The sequence below is a fragment of the Streptomyces mangrovisoli genome, from assembly GCF_000974985.2.
Taxonomy (GTDB): Bacteria; Actinomycetota; Actinomycetes; order Streptomycetales; family Streptomycetaceae; genus Streptomyces; species Streptomyces mangrovisoli.
This window is the reverse complement of the sequence record NZ_LAVA02000036.1, coordinates 92581-111835: the sequence shown is the minus strand read 5'-3', so window position 1 is coordinate 111835 and position 19255 is coordinate 92581. Positions and strand designations below refer to the sequence as shown.

At 72.8% G+C, this 19255-nt stretch carries 21 protein-coding genes; 10 read left to right on the top strand and 11 right to left on the bottom strand.

Annotation, left to right across the window (positions count from 1 at the left end):
• Positions 1-305: 305 nt before the first annotated feature.
• Complete coding sequence (locus WN71_RS17380) at positions 306-1646, top strand: NsdA family TPR-like regulatory protein (protein ID WP_046584502.1); 1341 nt, start codon at positions 306-308, stop codon at positions 1644-1646.
• Between the two features lie 175 nt (positions 1647-1821).
• Complete coding sequence (locus tag WN71_RS17375) at positions 1822-2367, top strand: NUDIX hydrolase (protein ID WP_079177919.1); 546 nt, start codon at positions 1822-1824, stop codon at positions 2365-2367.
• Between the two features lie 3 nt (positions 2368-2370).
• Here WN71_RS17375 and WN71_RS17370 read toward each other — a convergent pair whose 3' ends face one another.
• The 4 genes from WN71_RS17370 to WN71_RS17355 all read right to left on the bottom strand — a co-directional run bounded on the left by WN71_RS17370 (position 2371) and on the right by WN71_RS17355 (position 5256).
• Positions 2371-2628, bottom strand: coding sequence for a hypothetical protein (locus tag WN71_RS17370; protein WP_046584500.1), 258 nt, complete (start codon positions 2626-2628; stop codon positions 2371-2373).
• A gap of 280 nt (positions 2629-2908) precedes the next feature.
• On the bottom strand, positions 2909-3781 hold the full coding sequence (locus WN71_RS17365) for a 3-hydroxybutyryl-CoA dehydrogenase (RefSeq protein WP_079177918.1): 873 nt from the start codon (positions 3779-3781) through the stop codon (positions 2909-2911).
• 307 nt (positions 3782-4088) lie between these two features.
• On the bottom strand, positions 4089-4283 hold the full coding sequence (locus tag WN71_RS17360) for a DUF1918 domain-containing protein (RefSeq protein ID WP_046584499.1): 195 nt from the start codon (positions 4281-4283) through the stop codon (positions 4089-4091).
• A 13-nt stretch (positions 4284-4296) separates the two neighbouring features.
• Entirely contained in the window at positions 4297-5256 is a 960-nt protein-coding gene (locus WN71_RS17355; protein ID WP_046584498.1) for a DMT family transporter, read from the bottom strand.
• Here WN71_RS17355 and WN71_RS17350 point away from each other — a divergent pair.
• From WN71_RS17350 to WN71_RS17340, 3 genes are all read left to right on the top strand, one after another.
• The gene (locus WN71_RS17350; protein WP_206300095.1) at positions 5255-6757 is read left to right on the top strand and encodes an aminotransferase-like domain-containing protein; all 1503 of its coding nucleotides are present in this window, start codon (positions 5255-5257) and stop codon (positions 6755-6757) included. The two genes, WN71_RS17355 and WN71_RS17350, sit on opposite strands and share 2 nt — an antisense overlap.
• A gap of 10 nt (positions 6758-6767) precedes the next feature.
• On the top strand, positions 6768-7214 hold the full coding sequence (locus tag WN71_RS17345; RefSeq protein ID WP_046584497.1) for a GNAT family N-acetyltransferase: 447 nt from the start codon (positions 6768-6770) through the stop codon (positions 7212-7214).
• Positions 7215-7318: 104 nt separating this feature from the next.
• Positions 7319-7912, top strand: coding sequence for a histidine phosphatase family protein (locus WN71_RS17340; protein ID WP_046584496.1), 594 nt, complete (start codon positions 7319-7321; stop codon positions 7910-7912).
• Here WN71_RS17340 and WN71_RS17335 read toward each other — a convergent pair.
• Together WN71_RS17335 and WN71_RS17330 are read right to left on the bottom strand one after the other, a co-directional pair.
• Entirely contained in the window at positions 7894-8337 is a 444-nt protein-coding gene (locus WN71_RS17335) for a DUF6314 family protein (RefSeq protein WP_046584495.1), read from the bottom strand. The genes WN71_RS17340 and WN71_RS17335 overlap by 19 nt on opposite strands.
• 108 nt (positions 8338-8445) lie before the next feature.
• A complete protein-coding gene (locus tag WN71_RS17330) occupies positions 8446-8955 on the bottom strand; it encodes a carboxymuconolactone decarboxylase family protein (protein ID WP_046584494.1) in 510 nt (169 codons plus the stop codon).
• Between the two features lie 151 nt (positions 8956-9106).
• Between WN71_RS17330 and argC the strand changes: the two genes are divergently transcribed.
• From argC to WN71_RS17305, 5 genes are read left to right on the top strand one after another with little or no spacing between them, the layout of a single operon-like run.
• A complete protein-coding gene (argC, locus tag WN71_RS17325; RefSeq protein ID WP_046584493.1) occupies positions 9107-10135 on the top strand; it encodes an N-acetyl-gamma-glutamyl-phosphate reductase in 1029 nt (342 codons plus the stop codon).
• Complete coding sequence (gene argJ / locus WN71_RS17320; protein ID WP_046584492.1) at positions 10132-11286, top strand: bifunctional glutamate N-acetyltransferase/amino-acid acetyltransferase ArgJ; 1155 nt, start codon at positions 10132-10134, stop codon at positions 11284-11286. The genes argC and argJ overlap by 4 nt, the downstream gene beginning before the upstream one ends.
• Entirely contained in the window at positions 11283-12197 is a 915-nt protein-coding gene (gene argB / locus WN71_RS17315; RefSeq protein WP_046584491.1) for an acetylglutamate kinase, read from the top strand. The genes argJ and argB overlap by 4 nt, the downstream gene beginning before the upstream one ends.
• Entirely contained in the window at positions 12194-13393 is a 1200-nt protein-coding gene (locus tag WN71_RS17310; RefSeq protein WP_046584490.1) for an acetylornithine transaminase, read from the top strand. The genes argB and WN71_RS17310 overlap by 4 nt, the downstream gene beginning before the upstream one ends.
• 7 nt (positions 13394-13400) lie before the next feature.
• The gene (locus tag WN71_RS17305) at positions 13401-13955 is read left to right on the top strand and encodes an arginine repressor (protein ID WP_046584489.1); all 555 of its coding nucleotides are present in this window, start codon (positions 13401-13403) and stop codon (positions 13953-13955) included.
• A gap of 200 nt (positions 13956-14155) precedes the next feature.
• On the opposite strand, the gene WN71_RS17300 is transcribed toward WN71_RS17305, so the two are convergent.
• The 5 genes from WN71_RS17300 to WN71_RS17280 all read right to left on the bottom strand — a co-directional run bounded on the left by WN71_RS17300 (position 14156) and on the right by WN71_RS17280 (position 19188).
• Entirely contained in the window at positions 14156-14941 is a 786-nt protein-coding gene (locus WN71_RS17300) for an FAD:protein FMN transferase (protein WP_046584515.1), read from the bottom strand.
• A 4-nt stretch (positions 14942-14945) separates the two neighbouring features.
• Entirely contained in the window at positions 14946-15782 is an 837-nt protein-coding gene (locus WN71_RS17295) for an FMN-binding protein (RefSeq protein WP_206300094.1), read from the bottom strand.
• A 94-nt stretch (positions 15783-15876) separates the two neighbouring features.
• On the bottom strand, positions 15877-17259 hold the full coding sequence (locus WN71_RS17290; RefSeq protein WP_046584488.1) for a ferredoxin reductase family protein: 1383 nt from the start codon (positions 17257-17259) through the stop codon (positions 15877-15879).
• Positions 17260-17318: 59 nt separating this feature from the next.
• Positions 17319-17807: an FMN-binding protein gene (locus WN71_RS17285; RefSeq protein WP_046584487.1), complete on the bottom strand. Its 489-nt coding sequence runs from the start codon at positions 17805-17807 to the stop codon at positions 17319-17321.
• Positions 17808-17832: 25 nt separating this feature from the next.
• On the bottom strand, positions 17833-19188 hold the full coding sequence (locus WN71_RS17280) for a ferredoxin reductase family protein (protein WP_046584486.1): 1356 nt from the start codon (positions 19186-19188) through the stop codon (positions 17833-17835).
• Between the last annotated feature and the right edge of the window lie 67 nt (positions 19189-19255).

Sequence of the window (19255 nt, the reverse complement as noted above, 5' to 3'; positions counted from 1 at the left end):
GGTCGGCTGCGCCGTCCGCCCTGCCACGGAGTGTCGGGCAGGCAGCTGGGCGGACGGCGCGGGATCGGGCCACCGCACTGTACGAGGGGGAGCCGGCGGCCCGGCCGGCCTCTTTGGCGAGGCGTTTCAGTCAACCTGCTGTGCACTCTCCGCGACAGTGTGCACACAGCCCGGATGCGAGCACTCCGTTCACACCCCGTGTGAAGGCCCCCGGCGTCCGGGCCGCGGCGGGTTCGTTCGACAGGACAAATGTTTCCTGCCCGGGCGCTAGTCTTCTGTCGGCACCGAGCCACCGGGGGGCACCCATGCAGCCCAACACTCTGCTAGACGCGATCCTGGACGAGGCGGGGATCTCGCACGCCGGGCTCGCGGCCCACGTCAACCAGGCCGGACGGGCGCGCGGACTCGCCCTGCGCTACGAACACACCGCCGTGGCCCGGTGGTTGAAGGGCCAGCGGCCGCGCGGCCAGGTGCCCGACCTGATCTGCGAGGTGCTGGCGGGACGGCTGCACCGGCCCGTCACCCTCGACGACATCGGTCTCGGCGTGCCGGGCGAGCCCGCCGTCCCGCACGGCACCTCGCTCTCCGGCTTCGTCGAGCGGGCCACCGCGCTGTGGCGCTCCGACGAACAGCAGCGCCCGCACATACTGGGCGCCCCCGCGGTCACCGGCACCCCCGCCGTGATGCCGGTGTGGGAGTGGGAGAACCCGCCGGACGACGTGGACGTCTCCCGCGGCGGCCGGCACCGGGTCACCCCGGCCGACCTGGAGATGCTGCGCGCCGCCCGCGCGCACTACGAGCAGATGTACCGCAAGACCGGGGGCATCGCGACCCGCAGCAGGATCGTCGGCTTCCTCAACGCCGAGGCGGCGCCCTTACTGCGCGGCTCCTACACCGACGCGACCGGCCGTCACCTGCACAGAGCCACCGGCGGGTTGGTGGCGATCGCCGGGATCTGCGCCTACGACTCCGACGCGCACGGCCTCGCCCAGCGCTACTTCCACCAGGCGCTCAGGCTGGCAAAGGCGAGCAACGACCGGGGACTCGGCGCCTATGTGATCGCCCTCCTGGTCAACCAGGCGCTGTTCATGCGGGAGTACCGGCAGGCCGTCGCCTTCGCGGAGGCCGCGCTGCGGGCCGCGGGCAAGCACATCACCCCCGCCCTCGCCTCGGACCTGTACGCGATGCAGGCCAAGGCGTACGCACACCTGGGCGACGGTACGAGCGCGCTGTCCTGCATCCGGCGTGCCGAGACCGCCGCCGAACGCATCCGCCGGGGCTACGAGCCGGACGAGACGGGCTATGTCCAGCCGGGCCTGGTGAATGTTCAGGTGGCGGAGGCGCTGCTGAGTCTCGGTGAACTCGCTGCGGCGGCCGAGCACGCGGCCGCCGCCGTGGACAACCCCGCGCACGACCGGGGGCGGGTGCACCGGCTGGCGATGCTGAGCACCATCGAGCTCCGGCAGGGCCACGCGGACAAGGCGGTGGCCACGGCGATGCAGATGGCCGAGCAGGCCCGCGGAATGGAGTCCCAGCGGCTGCGCGACAGACTCAAGGCGGTGCGCGAGCACCTGGTGCGCAGCGGCTGCGCGGGCACCGCCGAGGCGGCCGAGCTCATCGACGGAGCCCTCCGCGTGCCGCTGTAGACGGACGGCGCTCTCCTGGTCCGGCCCGCGCCCCCTGTGCCGCGGACTGCGCCCCCGTGATCCGGGTCGCGCCCCTCGCGATCCGGGCTGCGCCCCCATGGCCCGGACGGCGCCACGGACACGTCATCGTCCCTGCTGCGATATTGCCACTTACTCGACGGAAGGTGGCAGAACCATGCAGTGGACGAAACAGAACGAACAAACTGTGTACTCAAACCGCTGGTTCCGTGTCAATCTGGCGGATGTCGGACTGCCGAACGGCAGGCACCTCGACCACTTCCTGATACGGCTGCGGCCGGTGGCCGTGGCCACGGTCGTCAACGAGGCCAACGAGGTCCTGCTGCTGTGGCGGCACCGCTTCATCACCGACAGCTGGGGCTGGGAACTCGCGGCGGGAGTGGTCGAGGACGGTGAGGACATCGCCCGCGCGGCCGCCAGGGAACTGGAGGAGGAGACCGGCTGGCGGCCGGGGCCCCTGCACCACCTGATGAGCGTGGAACCGTGCAACGGGCTCACGGACGCCCGCCACCACATCTACTGGTCGGCCGAGGGCGAGTACGTCGGACACCCCGTCGACGACTTCGAGTCGGACCGCAGGGAATGGGTCCCGCTCAAACTCGTCCCCGACATGATCGCGCGCGGTGAGATCCCGGCCTGCAACATGGCGGCCGCGCTGCTGATGCTGCATCACCTCAGGCTCGGACAGGACCTGGTGGCCTGACCGTCACCGTCCGAGCGCCTGCCAGACCGTGACGACGAGGGCAGCCACCCCCGTGACCGCCGCGATCGAGGGCAGCGGCCAGCGGGCGTGCTCCAGGGTGACCAGACGCGCGTTCACCGCGTCCAGCTCCTTGGAGGTCTCCTCGGTGCGATGGGTGAGCAACGCCAGTCCGCCTTCGACGCGGGCGTACGCCACGTCGAGCCGGCGTCGTAACTCTGCGAGTTCTCCCTGGACGACGGGATGCTCGGGGTCGGCGGTCACGAACCGCTCCTTTCCGTAGTCGCATCACCTCATGTACATGCGCAGGAAGAGTCAACTCGCCTGGTGGGCGCGCGGGGAGAGTGTGCGGGCGGCATATGCGGGCCCGGCGCGCACACGGCGTGCGAATGCCGCGGGCCCGGCACCCTTTCGGATGCCGGGCCCACGGATGTCGCGCTGCGTGTCCAGGAGACCGGACCGGTCGCCCGCGGACGACCGGTCCGGCGTACGGGACGACGGGTCAGGCGTACGGGAGGTCGGGTCGGGCCTACGGAACGACGGGTCAGGCGTACGGGTAGAAACCCGAGCCGGACTTCCGGCCGAGGCGGCCCGCGTCCACCATGCGCTGGAGCAGCGGGGGAGCGGCGTACAGCGGCTCCTTGTACTCGTCGTACATGCTCTGCGCCACCGAGGCGACGGTGTCGAGGCCGATCAGGTCGGACAGCTTCAACGGGCCCATCGGGTGGGCGCAGCCGAGCTCCATGCCGTTGTCGATGTCCTCGCGGCTGGCGATGCCCGACTCGAACATCCGGATCGCGGAGAGCAGATAGGGGATCAGCAGCGCGTTGACCACGAAGCCCGAGCGGTCCTGGGCGCGGATCGCGTGCTTCTCCAGCACCTTCTCGGTGAACAGCTGGGCGCGGCTGAGCGTGCCCTCGGACGTGGTGAGCGCGGGGATCAGCTCGACCAGGCGCTGCACCGGGGCCGGGTTGAAGAAGTGGATGCCGATGACCTGGTCGGGCCGCGAGGTCGCGACGGCCAGCTTGACCAGCGGGATGGAGGAGGTGTTGGAGGCGAGGATGGCGTCCTTGCGGGTCACCACCTGGTCGAGGACCTGGAAGATCTCGGTCTTGACCTGCTCGTTCTCCACGACGGCCTCGATCACCAGATCGCGGTCGGCGAACTCGCCGAGATCGGTGGTGAAGCTCAGCCGCGCCAGCGTCGCGTCCCGCTCCTCCTCGCTGATCTTGCCGCGCTCGGCCGCCTTGGCCAGGGAGTTGAACAGCCGGGTCCGGCCGAACTCCAGTGCCTCGCCGGTGGTCTCGGCAACCCGCACGTCCAGGCCGGCGCGGGCGCACACTTCGGCGATGCCCGCTCCCATCTGGCCGCAGCCGACCACTCCGACGCGCTCGATGTCTCCAAAGCTGCCGGCCACAACGTTCCCTTCGCCGATCCTGAGAGTGAGACTGCGGCAGGCCCGCCCGGGTTCCGGTGCCGCCCTGCTCCGCCCGTGCACGTTACCCCCAAGTATCGATGATCGATCACCGGGGTGGGACATCCCACAGCACGCTCGCGACCGGGATCACCGATCGGTCGCCGGTGCCGTGCCGAACGGCGGATCGGCCGCGCACGGCCGAACGGCGGATCGGCCGCGCACCGATGATCGGTGCGCGGCCGTCGCCCTGCTCTCGTCGGCGGGGCGCCTGCCGGTGAACGGGACCGGTGCACTCCCCGCGCGGGTCTCAGTGCCGCATCTCCCTGTGGCGGACCTCGCAGTCGGGGCCGGGAGACATCACGGCCTCGTGCCCGTCCTCGAACCGGACCCGGTAGGGCGGGTTGCCCTCCGTGCCCATCACCTCGACGACTTCCGATACCTGGTCGTGCTGGCCGACCACCCTGCCGTGCTGGACAAGACGGTCGCCCACGGATGCGTGCATCTGCGGGGCCTCCTCACGAACGAGTTCGTTGGGTGACGGCGATGCACACGAGCACCGCGGCGGCGGTCAGCGGAGCGGCCACCGTCAGGTGCTCGCCCAGCAGCAGCACCGACCACACCAGTGTGAGCAGCGGCTGCGCCAACTGCAACTGGCTGGCCCTGGGTATCCCGATGGCCGCCATGCCCCGGTACCAGACGACCAGGCCGAGGAACTGCGAGCCCGCCGCGACCCACAGCAGCCCGGCCACCGCGTGCGCCGTCGGATGCACGGGCTCGTGCGTCAGGGCGAGCGCCGCCGCGGGCAGCGTCAGCGGCAGGCAGAGCACCAGCGCCCAGCCGATGACCTGCCAGCCGGGCATCACCCGGGCCAGCCGGCCGCCCTCGGTGTACCCGGCCGCGCACACCAGCAGCGCCCCGAAGAGAAAGCCGTCGGCCGCCGTGAGCGCGCCGCCGCTCTGCTGCACGGTGAAGGCGACGACCGCCGCCGCGCCCGCGAGCGCCGCCGCCCAGAAGGTGCGCGACGGGCGGGTGCCGGTGCGCAGCGCGGAGAACGCCGCCGTGGTCAGCGGCAGCAGCCCCACCACCACGGCGGCGTGGGAGGTGGTGGACGTCCGCAGGGCGAGCGTGGTCAGCAGCGGGAACCCGATCACCACTCCTGCGGCGACGACGGCCAGGCCCGCCCAGTGGCGGCGCGCGGGCAGTGTCACGCGCAGCGCCAGGATGCAGCCGCCCGCGATCAGCGCCGCCAGCACGCTGCGCACCGCGACCAGCGACCAGGGACCGAAGCCCTCCAGGCCCCAGGCGGTGGCGGGGAAGGTGAGGGAGAAGGCGACGACACCGAGGACGGCCTGCAGGGTGCCGTATCCGGCGGGGGCGGCCGTGGCGCCGCCGGGGGAGGCCGTGGCGCCCGGGGAGGTCGCCGGGGCGGTGACCGCTACCGAGGCCGGTGCGGTAGCGCTACTCTGTGCTCTCATGCAACAGCGTAGCAGTGTGGGTGAGCTGGCGGACGAGCTGCGCAAGGAGCTGAACCGCTACTCTCCCGGTGAGAAGCTCCCGGCGAGTCGCGCCCTGGTCGAGCGGTTCCGGGTGAGCCCGGTGACGGTCTCCCGCGCCCTCGCGCAGCTGGCCGCCGAGGGCCTGGTCGTCACCCGGCCCGGCGCCGGCGCCTACCGCGCGGAGCCCCGTACCGGCCCGCCGCCCGCCGGGGACACCTCCTGGCAGGAGGTCGCGCTGAGCGCCGACGCCGCCGGCGACCTCGTGCCCCGCACGGTCGACGCCTCCGGGGTCACCGTGTCCCTGGCCGCCCCGCCGCCCGGCGTCGTCGAGTTCAACGGCGGCTATCTGCACCCCTCGCTCCAGCCCGAACGGGCCATGGCCGCCGCCCTCTCCCGCGCGGGCCGCCGCCCCGGCGCCTGGGGGCGGCCGCCCCTGGAGGGACTGCCGGAGCTGCGGGAGTGGTTCGCGCGCGGCCTCGGCGACACCGTCACCGCCGCCGAGGTGCTGGTCACCGCGGGCGGCCAGGCCGCCCTGACCACCGCCCTGCGCGCGCTCGCCCCGCCCGGCGCCCCGGTTCTCGTGGAGTCCCCGACCTATCCCGGGATGCTGGCCATCGCCCGCTCGGCCGGGCTGCGCCCGGTGCCGGTCCCGGTCGACGCGGACGGCGTACGGCCTGACCTGCTGGCCGCCGCGTTCCGCGCGAGCGGGGCCCGGGTCGTCGTCTGCCAGCCGCTCTTCCAGAACCCGACCGGCGCGGTGCTCGGCCCCGCCCGGCGGCCCGAGGTGCTGCGGATCGCGCGGGCCGCAGGCGCCTTCGTCGTGGAGGACGACTTCGTACGGCGCCTGGTGCACGAGGACGCGGGCCCGCTGCCGCCGCCGCTCGTCGCCGACGACCCCGACGGCGTGGTGGTGCACGTCGGTTCGCTCACCAAGGCCACCTCGCCGAGCTTCCGGGTCAGCGCCCTCGTCGCCCGCGGCCCGGTGCTCGAACGCCTGCGTGCCATCCAGGTGGTGGACACCTTCTTCGTGCCGCGCCCGCTCCAGGAGGCGGCCCTCGAACTCGTCGGCTCGCCCGCCTGGACCCGCCATCTGCGGACGCTGTCCGGGCAGTTGAAGGCGCGCCGCGACACCATGACGGCCGCGCTGCGGCTGCGGCTGCCCGAACTCGCCCTGCCGCACGTGCCGTCGGGCGGCTACCACCTGTGGCTGCGGCTGCCGGACGGCACCGACGAGGCCGCACTGACCGCCGCCGCCCTGCGCGCGGGGGTCGCCCTCACCCCGGGGCGGCCGTACTTCAGCGCCGAACCCCCCGCCGCCCACGTCCGGTTGAGCTTCGCGGCGGTCGCGGGGGCACAGGAGATCACCGAGGGCGTACGACGGCTGCGCGCGGCCTGTGACGAGGTGCTGCCCGCCCCGCTCCCGCCCGGGGCGGCGCCCGCATCCCGGAATCCGTTCGACAGCCGTCGGCCGGGCTTGTGAGGATCGCGCCATGACCGACACCCCGAGCCTGCCCGGCCTGCCCGAGGGCTACGAACTCTCCACCGACCCCGCCCGCGTCGACGTCGAGCGGGTGCACCGCTGGCTGTCCACCGACGCCTACTGGGCCGAGGGCCGCCCCCGCGAGAAGCACGAGCGGGCCGTCGCCGGGTCGCTGAACTACGGGGTGTACGAGACGATTTCAGGTACTCAGGTGGCTTATGCCCGAGTGATCACCGATCGCGCCACCTTCGCCTGGCTGTGCGACGTGTACGTGGACCGGTCCGTGCGCGGCAAGGGTGTCGGCACCGCGATGGTCGCGGCCGTGCGGGAGGACCTGCGGCCGTACGGCCTGCGCCGGATCCTGCTCGCCACGCACGACGCCCACGGAGTCTATGAAAAGGTCGGTTTCGCGCCACTGGCCGAGCCTGGTCAGTGGATGGTGCACCTTTTCGAGTGAGTTGCCCGAACCCGTCCTGACCTGCGGGTGAGTCCGTGCGCACGGTCAGTGACGCCCACCCGGCAGCTCTTGACCAGCGTTCCCGGGCGGCGCAGCATCACGGCATGTCGCTTCGCGTCACGTTCGTCGCCGCCGCGCGCAGTTCCCCGCTGCTGGCCGAGCGCTTCGAGGACGACCGCCCGCTGGATCAGGGGGGCTGGGACGAGGTGCAGCGCGTCGCGGCGGTCCTGCTGCCGCTCGCGGCCGCCGATCTGCGCTTCTGCTCGCCCACCCCGCGCAGCCGGGCCACCGGGGACGCCCTCGGCTACACCCCGCTGGTGCAACCCGCCCTGCGGGACTGCGGGATGGGGCGGTGGCGCGGCCTCACCCTGGGGGAGGCGATGGCCCGGGAGCCGCAGGCGGTGGACGCCTGGCTCGCCGATCCGCGCTCCAGCCCGCACGGCGGCGAGTCGATGATGGAGTTCATCTCCCGCGTGGGCGGCTGGCTCGACACCCGGCCGGTGGAGGACGGCGGCCGCGTGGTCGCGGTGGCCGAGCCGGCGGTGATCCGCGCGGCCCTGGTGTACGCGCTGAAGGCGCCGCCGTCGACGTACTGGAACATCGACGTACGGCCCCTGTCCACGACGACCCTGACCGGCCAGGCCCGCCGCTGGAACCTGCGCTTCGACGGCGCCCCGGGTCAGCCGGCGCGGGCGTAGTCCGTCGTCAGGACGAGGTCCTTCGCGGGGCCGCCGACCCGCCACACCGTGCGCCAGTGGTCGGCGTCCCGGACGGTGAACTCGCCCCGGTAGAGGTCGGCGGCGCACGGGTGGGTGGCGACGTGGCGCCCCGAGCCGAGGTCGAGGTCGTGGAAGGGCCGCCCGTCGGCGAACCGCACGTCGGCCGTGCCGGGCGTCGGGCCGGGCAGGAAGCGCAGGGTCCGCTCGGCCGGCCGGGCCGTGCCCCGCCAGGTGAACGTGCCCGACTCGGTGTGCAGCAGCCCGCCCTCGGGCAACGGAGCGAAGACGGTGACGCCCTCGAAGCGCCCCTCGTCCCCGCCCGCGAGGTCCCGCACCGCGCGCTCCACGCGCCAGCTCCCGGCCAGATGCGCCAGTACGTCCGGCACGGGCCACCACTCGCCCATCGTCGCCCCTTCCTCGGCCGCTCCTCCCGGGAGCCTAGTCCCGGGCCGCCGCGTCCCCGGCGGCCGCCTCCTTGCCTACCGACCCCCCGCCGGTGGTCTCTCTGCCGGTCACGCCCCGCCGTCCCCTTCCCCGTCGACCGACTCCCCGGTGGCGGTGCCCCCGGCCTCCGCGTCGACCCCCTCCCCGAGCGGCAGCAGCCCGCGCTCCCCGAACACCCTCTTCGCCACGAAGGTCGCGTTCAGCGCCTTGGGGAAGCCGCAGTAGCCCGCCGAGTGCAGCAGCGCCTCGACGATCTGCTGCGGTGTGAGACCCACGTTGAGGGCCGCGTTGACATGCACCTCCAGCTGCGGCTCGCAGCCGCCCAGCGCGGTGAGCATGCCGAGCGTCACCAGCTGCCGGTCCCGGGGTGCCAGGCCCGGCCGGGCGTAGATCTCCCCGAAGCCCCACGCGACGATCTGGTGCGCCAGCTCGGGGCTGATGTCCGCGAGCGAGTCGATGACCCGCTGCCCGGCCTCCCCGTCCACGCTCCGCAGCACCTCCAGGCCGTGCGCGAAGCGCTCCTCACGGGTGGTGCCTGCCGCCCCGCCGGACTGTGCGTCGTTCCTGCCGTTGGTCATGGGACGACCGTAGGAGCTGGAGCGCGCTCCAAGGCAAGGCGGCTCCCGTGGACCCGCGGGGCGGACCCCGCCGATGATGGAGGGAGTGGACCTTTACCTTGCATAAAAGTGCAGCGATACGTATAGTCATGCCTTCAAGGAGGAGGTTTCCATGGTCGTACGCGCGGCAGTGGCCGGGGCGAGCGGATACGCGGGCGGAGAGCTGCTGCGTCTGCTCCTGGCGCACCCCGAGGTCGAGATCGGGGCCCTGACCGGCAACTCCAACGCCGGACAGCGGCTCGGCGCGCTCCAGCCGCACCTGCTGCCGCTGGCGGACCGCGTCCTCCTGGAGACCACCCCCGAGGCGCTGGCAGGCCACGACGTCGTGTTCCTCGCGCTGCCCCACGGGCAGTCCGCCGCCGTCGCCGAGCAGCTCGGCCCGGACGTCCTCGTCGTCGACATGGGCGCCGACTTCCGGCTGAGGGACCCGGCCGACTGGGAGCGCTTCTACGGCTCCCCGCACGCCGGCACCTGGCCCTACGGCCTGCCCGAACTGCCGGGTGCCCGCTCCGCGCTGGAGGGGTCCAAGCGCGTCGCGGTGCCCGGTTGCTACCCCACCGCCGTCTCCCTCGCGCTCTTCCCGGCGTACGCGGCCGGTCTCGCCGAGGACGAGGCGGTGATCGTCGCCGCGTCCGGCACCTCCGGCGCGGGCAAGGCGCCCAAGGCGCACCTGCTCGGCAGCGAGGTCATGGGCTCGATGTCGCCGTACGGCGTCGGCGGCGGCCACCGGCACACCCCCGAGATGATCCAGAACCTCAGCGGGGCCGCCGGGCGGCGGATCTCGGTGTCCTTCACGCCGACGCTCGCCCCGATGCCCCGCGGCATCCTCGCCACGTGCAGCGCCAAGGCCGTGGCGGGCGTGACGGCCGACTCGGTCCGCGCCGCCTACGAGAAGGCGTACGCCGACGAGCCCTTCGTCCACCTGCTGCCCGAGGGCCAGTGGCCCGCGACCTCCTCCGTCCACGGTTCCAACGCCGTTCAGGTCCAGGTCGCCCACGACGCGGCGGCGGGCCGCATCATCGCGATCAGCGCCATCGACAACCTGACCAAGGGCACCGCGGGCGGTGCCGTCCAGAGCATGAACATCGCGCTCGGTCTCGACGAGACCACCGGACTTTCCACGATCGGAGTCGCACCGTGAGCGTCACGGCAGCCAAGGGATTCACGGCGGCGGGCATCGCCGCCGGGATCAAGCAGAACGGCAACCCCGACCTGGCCCTCGTGGTCAACCAGGGGCCGAGCCGCGCCGCCGCGGGCGTCTTCACCTCCAACCGCGTGAAGGCCGCGCCGGTGCTCTGGTCCGAGCAGGTCCTCAGGGGCGGCGAGGTCTCCGCCGTGATCCTCAACTCCGGTGGCGCCAACGCCTGTACGGGCCCCAAGGGCTTCCAGGACACGCACGCCACCGCCGAGAAGGTCGCCGAGGTCCTCGACGGCCACAACGCGGGCGAGGTCGCCGTCTGCTCGACCGGCCTGATCGGCGTGCTGCTGCCCATGGACAAGCTGCTGCCGGGTGTGGAGACGGCCGCCGCCCAACTCTCCGAGCACGGCGGCGAGAAGGCCGCCATCGCCATCAAGACCACCGACACCGTCCACAAGACGTCCGTGGCGACCGGCGCCGGCTGGACCGTCGGCGGCATGGCGAAGGGCGCGGGCATGCTCGCCCCGGGCCTCGCGACCATGCTCGTCGTCCTCACCACCGACGCCGACCTGCCCGCCGACGCCCTGGACCGGGCGCTGCGCGCCGCCACCCGGGTCACCTTCGACCGGGTCGACTCCGACGGCTGCATGTCCACCAACGACACCGTGCTGCTGCTCGCCTCCGGCGCCTCCGAAGTCACCCCGGACGAGGCGGAGTTCGCCGAGGCCGTGCGGCAGGTCTGCGACGACCTCGGCCAGCAGCTGATCCGGGACGCCGAGGGCGCGAGCAAGGACATCAGGATCGAGGTCGTGAACGCGGCGACCGAGGACGACGCCGTGGAGGTGGGCCGCTCGATCGCCCGCAACAACCTCCTCAAGTGCGCCATCCACGGCGAGGACCCCAACTGGGGCCGGGTGCTCTCCGCCATCGGCACCACGTCCGCCGCCTTCGAGCCGGACCAGCTGAACGTCGCCATCAACGGCGTGTGGGTGTGCAAGAACGGCGGCGTCGGCGAGGACCGCGACCTGGTCGACATGCGCTACCGCGAGGTGCACATCGTCGCCGACCTGGCCGCCGGCTCCGCCACGGCGACCGTCTGGACCAACGACCTCACCGCGGACTACGTCCACGAGAACAGCGCGTACTCGTCATGAGCAACGCACCCGCGCGCAAGCACACCGCGCTCCCCAAGGCCCAGATCCTCATCGAGGCGCTGCCCTGGCTGACTCGCCACCACGGCAGGACCGTCGTCATCAAGTTCGGCGGAAACGCCATGGTGAACGAGGAGTTGAAGGCCGCGTTCGCCCAGGACGTGGTCTTCCTGCGGCACGCCGGCCTCAAGCCGGTCGTCGTGCACGGCGGCGGCCCGCAGATCAGCGCCGCCCTCGACCGGCACGGCATCGTCAGCGAGTTCAAGGCGGGCCTGCGCGTCACCACCGAGGACGCCATGGACGTCGTACGGATGGTGCTGGCCGGGCAGGTGCAGCGGGAGCTGGTCGGCCTGCTCAACCAGCACGGACCGCTCGCCGTCGGCCTGACCGGCGAGGACGCGCACACCATCACCGCCACCAAGCACCAGCCCGAGATCGACGGCGAGTTGGTCGACATCGGGCGGGTCGGCGAGATCACCGCCATCGACACGGGGGCGATCGAGGCCCTGCTCGCCGACGGCCGCATCCCGGTCGTCTCGTCGATCGCCCGGAGCCAGGACGACGGACATGTCTACAACGTCAATGCTGATACGGCGGCTGCGGCACTCGCTGCGGCACTGGGGGCCGAGACCCTCATGGTCCTCACCGACGTCGAGGGCCTCTACGAGGACTGGCCCCACTCCGACGAGGTGATCAGCCGGCTGACCGCCGCCCAACTGGAGAAGCTGCTGCCGGAGTTGTCGGCCGGCATGGTCCCGAAGATGGAGGGCTGCCTGCACGCCGTACGCAACGGCGTGAACACCGCGCGCGTCATCGACGGCCGGGTTCAGCACTCCATCCTGCTGGAGATCTTCACGGACGAGGGAATCGGCACGATGGTCGTGCCCGACGGGCAGGAGGGGGAGGACGCATGACCGCCAACGAGGAGCTGACCGGCCGCTGGCAGGGCGCGCTCATGAACAACTACGGCACCCCGCGGCTGCCGCTCGCGCGCGGCGCGGGCGCCCGGCTGTGGGACGCCGACGGCAACGAGTACGTCGACTTCGTCGGCGGCATCGCGGTCAACGCGCTCGGCCACGCGCACCCCGCGGTCGTCGAGGCCGTCAGCCGCCAGATCGCGTCCCTCGGCCATGTCTCCAACCTGTTCATCGCCGAGCCGCCCGTAGCCCTCGCCGAGCGGCTGCTCCAGCTGTTCGGCCGGGACGGCAAGGTCTACTTCTGCAACTCCGGCGCGGAGGCCAACGAGGGCGCCTTCAAGATCGGGCGGCTGACCGGCCGCCGCCACATGGTCGCCACCCAGGGCGGCTTCCACGGCCGCACGATGGGCGCCCTCGCCCTCACCGGCCAGCCCGGCAAGCAGGAGCCGTTCCTGCCGCTGCCCGGCGACGTCACGCATGTCCCCTACGGCGACGCGCAGGCCCTGGCCGCCGCGGTCACCGAGGAGACCGCGCTGGTGATCATCGAGCCGATCCAGGGCGAGAACGGCGTGGTCGTGCCGCCCCCCGGCTATCTGAAGGCGGCCCGCGCCATCACCGCCGCGGCCGGCGCGCTGCTCGTGCTCGACGAGGTGCAGACCGGCGTCGGCCGTACCGGCCACTGGTTCGAGTACCAGGCCCACGAGGGTGTCCTGCCCGACGTGGTCACCCTCGCCAAGGGCCTCGGCGGCGGGCTCCCGCTCGGCGCGACCGTCGCCTTCGGGCGCGCCGCGGAGCTGCTGAAGCCCGGTCAGCACGGCACCACCTTCGGGGGCAACCCCGTCGCCTGCGCGGCCGGCCTCGCCGTCCTCGACACCATCGCGGGCGAGGGCCTGCTGGAGAACACCAAGCGGCAGAGCGCCCGGCTGTGGGAGGGCGTCGAGTCGCTCGGGCACCCCGCGGTCGACCACGTCCGGGGCGCGGGACTGCTCCTCGGTATCGTGCTCACCGGGCCACTGGCACCCCGGGTGCAACAGGCGGCCCAGGAGGCCGGGTTCCTGGTGAACGCGCCCGCCCCCGACGTCGTACGGCTGATGCCGCCGCTGAACCTCGGCGACGACGAGGTGGCGGCGTTCCTCGGGGCGCTGCCCGGCATCCTCGACGCAGCGAGCGGGGACGGACGATCCGGAGAATGAGACGACGATGAGCCACGCGCCAGACCACGGGCGGACGACGGACGGCGGGGCGGGCGGCCCCGCCGTGCCGCAGACCCGTACCGCCCGCCACCGCCGGATCGTGGACATCCTCAACCGGCAACCCGTGCGCTCGCAGAGCCAGTTGGCGAAGCTGCTCGCCGACGACGGGCTGAGCGTCACCCAGGCGACGCTCTCCCGGGACCTCGACGAGCTGAACGCGGTCAAGATCCGCAACAACGACGGCGACCTGATCTACGCGGTGCCGAGCGAGGGCGGGTTCCGCACCCCGCGCGCGCCGCTCGGGGAGTCGGCGAAGGAGGAGCGGATGCGGCGGCTCTCGCAGGAGCTGCTGATCTCCGCCGAGGCGTCCGCGAACCTCGTGGTGCTGCGCACCCCGCCCGGCGCGGCCCAGTTCCTCGCCTCCGCGATCGACCAGGCCGAACTCCAGGACATCCTGGGCACGATCGCGGGAGACGACACCCTGATGCTGATCAGCCGGGACCCCACCGGCGGGCAGGCGCTCGCCGACCACCTGCTGCGGCTGGCCCAGAACGGGCACTGAACGACCGCGCCGGAAGCGGGTGTCACGGCCCGGAAGCGGATGTCACGGCGTCGCGCCGCCGACCCGCCCGGTACGAAGCCGACATGCGGACTGCGGGCAGCTCGGGAGAAGCTGCCCGCAGTCGCGGACCGGGAGTCGTCCCGGTCGTCGGCGCCGGTGCGTCCGGGTGGTGGCGTCCGCATGGCCGCCGGGCCGCCTGGTCAGCCCAGCCGGGACGCCAGCCCGCCCGTGCACCGCACCTCGTCGCCTGCCGTGATCAGCAGGCCTTCCACCCCGGGCAGGGACTCCAGCCAGTCCAGTCCCGCCCGGGAACCCATCGCGAACGCCGCCGTGGCCCAGCAGTCCACGAACGTCAGGCGCGGCCCGATGACCGTCACGGACACCAGGTCGGTCACCGCCGACTTCCCGGTCCGCGGGTCCACGATGTGCGCGCCGCGCTCCGCCGTGCCCGAGGTGGCCACGGCCAGTTCGTCCGCCCCGGCCGAGGAGACCACCGCCGCCAGGCCGCCGGGGCGCAGCGGGTCGGACACGCCCACCCGCCAGGGCCTGAGCGGCTCGGGCGCGCCGATCATCTGCACGTCGCCGCCGCCGTTGACGCTGACCCCGTGCACCCCGGCCGCCGCGATCAGCCGGGCCGCGCGCTCGGCCGCCCAGCCCTTGACGATGCCGGTCGGATCGGTGCGGCCCTGGTAGCGGGCGCTGAACCAGCCGTCGCTGACCCGCTCGGCCTCGGCGGCCAGGTCGAGGACCTCGGCCACCTCGGGGTCGCACTCCGCGACCGTCAGCTCGCCGCGCGCCAGGCGGCTGACCTGGCTGTTCTCGCGGTAGGTGCTGAACACCTCGTTCACCCGGTGCAGGGAGGCGACCGCCTCGGTGAGCGCCGCCCGTACGACCGCGCCCTCCCCGCCGCGCACGTCGAAGGAGAAGACGGTCCCCATGACCTCCTCGGCGTGCCGTACGACGGCGGGCGTCTCCTGCGCGGCCATCGTGTCAGCCACCGGCCTGGTCCAGCGCGGACTGGAGCGACTGCTTGTAGCCGTTGCTGGTGTAGGTCGCGCCCGAGACCGAGTCGATCTTCGCCGTTCCCGCGGCCACCGCCTCCTGGTTCAGCTTGGGCACCGCGAGCGCGGTCTTCTGGTCGCTCAGCCCGCCGCTGGGTGCCTGTACCGCGTCGGCCTTGGTGATCTTGCCGTTGGAGACGGTGATGCGGACCTGCACCGGCCCGTACTCGGTCTGGGAGACCTTGCCGGTGACGGTCCTGGCCTGCGTGGCCGTGGACCCCGACCCCGAACCGGAGGCCGCTCCCGACCCGGCGGACGCCGAGGCGGAGGCGGACGCCGAGCCGCCGGACGAGGCGCCCGAACCCGCGCTCGCCTTCATCTTGTCCAGGGCGGACTGGAGCGACTGCTTGTAGCCGTTGCTGGTGTACGTCGCGCCCGACACCGAGTCGATCTTCGCGTTCTGCGCGGTGACCGTCTCCTGGTTGAGCTTGGGCACGGACAGTGCCGTCTTCTGGTCGCTGGTGCCGCCCTTGGGTGCCTGCACCGCCTCGGCCTTGGTGATCTTGCCGTCGGCGACGGTGAGGCGGACCTGGACCGGCCCGTACTCGGTCTGGGCCACGGCGCCGGTGAAGGTGCCGCTCCCGGCCGCCGCGGCGCCGCCCTGCGGCGTGTCCTGCGCCGCCGAGGAGGCCTGCGCCGCCGCCCCGCCGGCCGCGGCCGCGGAGGTGGGGTCGGACGCCGGCTTCAAGGACAGCAGCAGCACGACACCGGAGACGGTGGCGGCGGTGGCCAGCACGACGCGCCGTATGGGGTGGCTCTTCCTCATCGCTTGTGAGCTCCTGGTTTCCCGTGTGGTGCGGATGGTCCGGTGTGCCGCGCCGGGGCCCCCGAAGTCAGGGACCCGGGCGCCCGCCCGTCGCTCACATCTCGAACGACTCGTGGTGGATACGGCGAGCGGGCACCCCCGCGCCGCGCAGGGCCTCGTAGACCCCCTGGGCGAACCCGTTCGGCCCGCACATGAAGACGTCGTGCCGCTCTATGTCGGGGATCTTGCGCCGCAGGCTCTCCGCGGAGATGTCCGGGCGCTCGCCGTCGGGGCTGTTGACCGCGTACATCAGCCGGGCCCCGCGCTCCTTGGCGATGGCGGCCAGCTCGTCCCACAGCGCCAGGTCCTGCGTGGTGTTGGCCCGGTAGAGCAGGGTCAGATCGCCGGCCGCGCCGGGCAGCGTCTCGAACAGCGCCCGCATCGGGGTGATGCCGACGCCGCCGGCGACCAGCAGCACCTTGCCGCGGCTGCGCCGCGAGGCGGTCATCGCGCCGTAGGGGCCCTCGGCCCACACCCGCGTGCCGGGGCGCAGCTCGCGCAGCCGGGCGCTGTGGTCGCCGATCGCCTTGACGGTGATCCGCAGCATGTCCGGGCGGGGCGCCGCGGACAGCGAGTAGGGGTGCGAGCTGAAGCGCATCCCGGGGGCCAGGAACCGCCAGCGGAAGAACTGCCCGGCCTCCGCGCCCATCCGGTGCAGCTTGCGCCCGCCGATCAGCACCGACACGATGCCCGGCGTCTCCTCGATGACCGCCTCGACACGCATCCGGTGACGCATGTTCAGCCGGATCGGGGTGAGGATGCGGTACCAGACGACCAGGGCGGTGACGGCGCCGTAGAGGCCGTACCAGAAGGTCTTCGCGATCGGTTCGAGGGCGAAGTCGTTGCCGGTGGTGATCTGGTGCCAGAACGTCAGGAACACCGCGCCGTACGTCATCAGGTGCACGTGGTACCACGTGTCGTACGGCATCCGGCGGCGCACCGCGCCGATGGACGACAGGCCGATCAGCACGAACAGGCCGGTGCCGATGGCCGCCTTGCCCATGTCCGGCAGCTGGTTGATGGAGTCGATCGTCTGCTGGACGATGTCGCCGAGCGACTTGCCGGCCTGGAGCGCGTATCCCCACATGATGAGGAAGACGTGCGCGAAGACCAGGCTGAGCGTGTAGCGGCCGCTCATCGCGTGCCAGCGGGCGACGCGGTCCGAGCCGACCCGCCGCTCGAGGGCGGGCACCCGGGCCATCTGCAGGACGACCAGCGCCATCAGATAGCCCGCCAGCAGTCCGGTGATCCGGCCCGCGTTGAGGATCTTCCCGTCGGTGTCGGCGATGGACGGTGTGTTGTGCCACCACAGCCACAGCACGGCCGCCGCGCCCGCCCAGACGGCGAGCAGCAGCGGGACGGCCGGGGAGCGGCGCGGGCGGATGCGGCGCATCGTCTGGCGGCGGGCGGCACGTCCGCCTGCGATCGTGGTGGTCACGGTTCCTCCGTGGGGACTTGACCCTTGGCCCACAGATACGTGCCGAAACTCCCGAGTGTTCAGAAGCCTGCCGAGTCGAGTGCGGACTGGAGGGACTGCTTGTAGCCGTCGCTCGTGTACGTCGCCCCGGAGACCGAGGTGATGTCCGCGCTCTGGGCCGAGAGCGCCTCGCGCCGCAGCTCCGGAATGGCGTAGGCGTTGATCTCCTGATCGCGCGGGTTCTCCGTCGGATACACGACCGCGGTCACATCGGTGAGCTTGCCGCTCTTGACCGTGATCCGCACCTGGACGGGGCCCCAGCGGGTGTCGACCGAGTCGCCGGTGACGGTCTTGCTGCCGCTGCTCGACGACCCCGATGAGGAGGACGAACCGCCCGACGGCGCGGGCGAGGCGGCCGAGGTGCTAGCCGGCGCGGGAGCGCTCGACCCCACGGCTATGCCCTCGCTGGAGTGCGGCTTCAGGGACAGCAGCAGCACGAACCCGGACACGGTGGCCGCGCTCGCCAGCACGATCCGGCGCAGCGGGCGGTTCTTCTTCAGAGAGTGCACGACGGCCTCACAACTTCCGGGATGCTCACAGCTCGAACGATTCGTGGTGGATCCGGCCGTCCGGGACGCCGGCGGTGTGCAGCTGCCGGTACAGGGCCTGGGCGAAGGCGTGCGGGCCGCAGATGTACACGTCGCGCCCGGCCAGATCGGGTACGGCGGAGCGCAGCGCCGCGGCGGACAGGTCCGGGCGCTCGCCGTGCGGGCCGTTGAGCGCGTACAGCACCCGTGCGCCGCGCCAGCGCGCCACCGCGTCCAGCTCCGCACCGAGCGCGAGATCCTCGGCGGTGCGCGCCCGGTAGAGCAGGGTGACATCGCCCGGCAGGGTCTCGAACAGCGCCCGCAGCGGGGTGATGCCGACCCCCGCGCCGATCAGCAGGGACTTGCCGGACGTGCCGCGCCGCGCGGTCATCGCGCCGTAGGGGCCCTCCGCCCACACCCGGGTGCCCGGACGCAGCAGCGGCAGCGCCGCGCTGTGGTCGCCGAGCGCCTTGACCGTGATCCGCAGCAGGTCCCGGCGGGGCGGCGCGGACAGCGAGTACGGCGTCGACGTCCAGCCGAGCCCCTCGCCGAGGAACCGCCAGCGGAAGAACTGCCCGGCCTCCGCGCCCATCTCGTCCAGCCGCCGGCCGCGCATCACGACCGAGTACACGCCGGGGGACTCCCGGTGCACCGACTCCACCCGCAGCCGGTGACGCCGGTTCAGCCGCACCGGGGCGAGGACCCGGAACCACAGCACCAGGGCCGCGGCGCCGCCGTACAGGACGTACCAGGCGGCGGTCGCCACCGGGTGTCCGTTGAAGTCGTTGCCCAGCGCCAGCTGGTGCCAGAAGACCAGGAAGACGGCGGCGTAGGTCAGGACGTGGACGTAGTACCAGAACTCGTAGCTGGTGCGGCGGCGCACGGCCCGCACCGAGGTGATGCCGACCGCGAACATGATCACCGTGCCGGCGGTCGCCTTCAGCATGTCCGGGTAGTCGAGGACGACGGACGTGGTCTCGTGCCAGAGCGAGGCGTGGTCCTGGGCGGCGTAACCGAGCAGGATCAGCACGATGTGCGCGAGCAGCAGACAGATCGTGTACCGGCCCGCCATCGCGTGCCAGCGCGCCACCCGGTCCGAGCCGATCCCGCGCTCCAGCAGCGGCACCCGGGCCATCAGCGCGACCAGCACCGCGCAGGAGTACCCGCACAGCAGCCCGGCGATCCGGCCCGCGCCGGTCAGCCAGCCGGCGGCACCGACCACGGAGCCGGTGTCCGCCCACCACAGGGCGACCACGGCCGCCGCACCGGCCCACAGCAGGGCGAGCAGCACGCCCGCGGGCGACGAGGCGCGCGGCGGCGGGGCCACCGGCGGTGCCGTCGTCCGTTCGTACACGGCGGTCATGATCGGTTCCTTCCTTCGTCCTCCACCCAACTGTGTAGCGGAAACCTCTGAGAGCTCTCTGAGCAGC

Bases quoted from the DNA above. Each gene is read 5' to 3' on its own strand.
- WN71_RS17305 (WP_046584489.1), top strand. From the start codon at position 13,401: ATGAGCCACGCGCCAGACCACGGGCGGACGACGGACGGCGGGGCGGGC.
- WN71_RS17335 (WP_046584495.1), bottom strand. From the start codon at position 8,337: ATGGGCGAGTGGTGGCCCGTGCCGGACGTACTGGCGCATCTGGCCGGG.
- WN71_RS17295 (WP_206300094.1), bottom strand. From the start codon at position 15,782: ATGAGGAAGAGCCACCCCATACGGCGCGTCGTGCTGGCCACCGCCGCC.
- WN71_RS17310 (WP_046584490.1), top strand. From the start codon at position 12,194: ATGACCGCCAACGAGGAGCTGACCGGCCGCTGGCAGGGCGCGCTCATG.
- WN71_RS17375 (WP_079177919.1), top strand. From the start codon at position 1,822: ATGCAGTGGACGAAACAGAACGAACAAACTGTGTACTCAAACCGCTGG.
- WN71_RS17355 (WP_046584498.1), bottom strand. From the start codon at position 5,256: ATGAGAGCACAGAGTAGCGCTACCGCACCGGCCTCGGTAGCGGTCACC.
- WN71_RS17340 (WP_046584496.1), top strand. From the start codon at position 7,319: ATGTCGCTTCGCGTCACGTTCGTCGCCGCCGCGCGCAGTTCCCCGCTG.
- argC (WP_046584493.1), top strand. From the start codon at position 9,107: ATGGTCGTACGCGCGGCAGTGGCCGGGGCGAGCGGATACGCGGGCGGA.
- WN71_RS17360 (WP_046584499.1), bottom strand. From the start codon at position 4,283: ATGCACGCATCCGTGGGCGACCGTCTTGTCCAGCACGGCAGGGTGGTC.
- WN71_RS17330 (WP_046584494.1), bottom strand. From the start codon at position 8,955: ATGACCAACGGCAGGAACGACGCACAGTCCGGCGGGGCGGCAGGCACC.
- WN71_RS17345 (WP_046584497.1), top strand. From the start codon at position 6,768: ATGACCGACACCCCGAGCCTGCCCGGCCTGCCCGAGGGCTACGAACTC.
- argB (WP_046584491.1), top strand. From the start codon at position 11,283: ATGAGCAACGCACCCGCGCGCAAGCACACCGCGCTCCCCAAGGCCCAG.
- WN71_RS17280 (WP_046584486.1), bottom strand. From the start codon at position 19,188: ATGACCGCCGTGTACGAACGGACGACGGCACCGCCGGTGGCCCCGCCG.
- WN71_RS17300 (WP_046584515.1), bottom strand. From the start codon at position 14,941: ATGGCCGCGCAGGAGACGCCCGCCGTCGTACGGCACGCCGAGGAGGTC.
- WN71_RS17350 (WP_206300095.1), top strand. From the start codon at position 5,255: ATGCAACAGCGTAGCAGTGTGGGTGAGCTGGCGGACGAGCTGCGCAAG.
- WN71_RS17380 (WP_046584502.1), top strand. From the start codon at position 306: ATGCAGCCCAACACTCTGCTAGACGCGATCCTGGACGAGGCGGGGATC.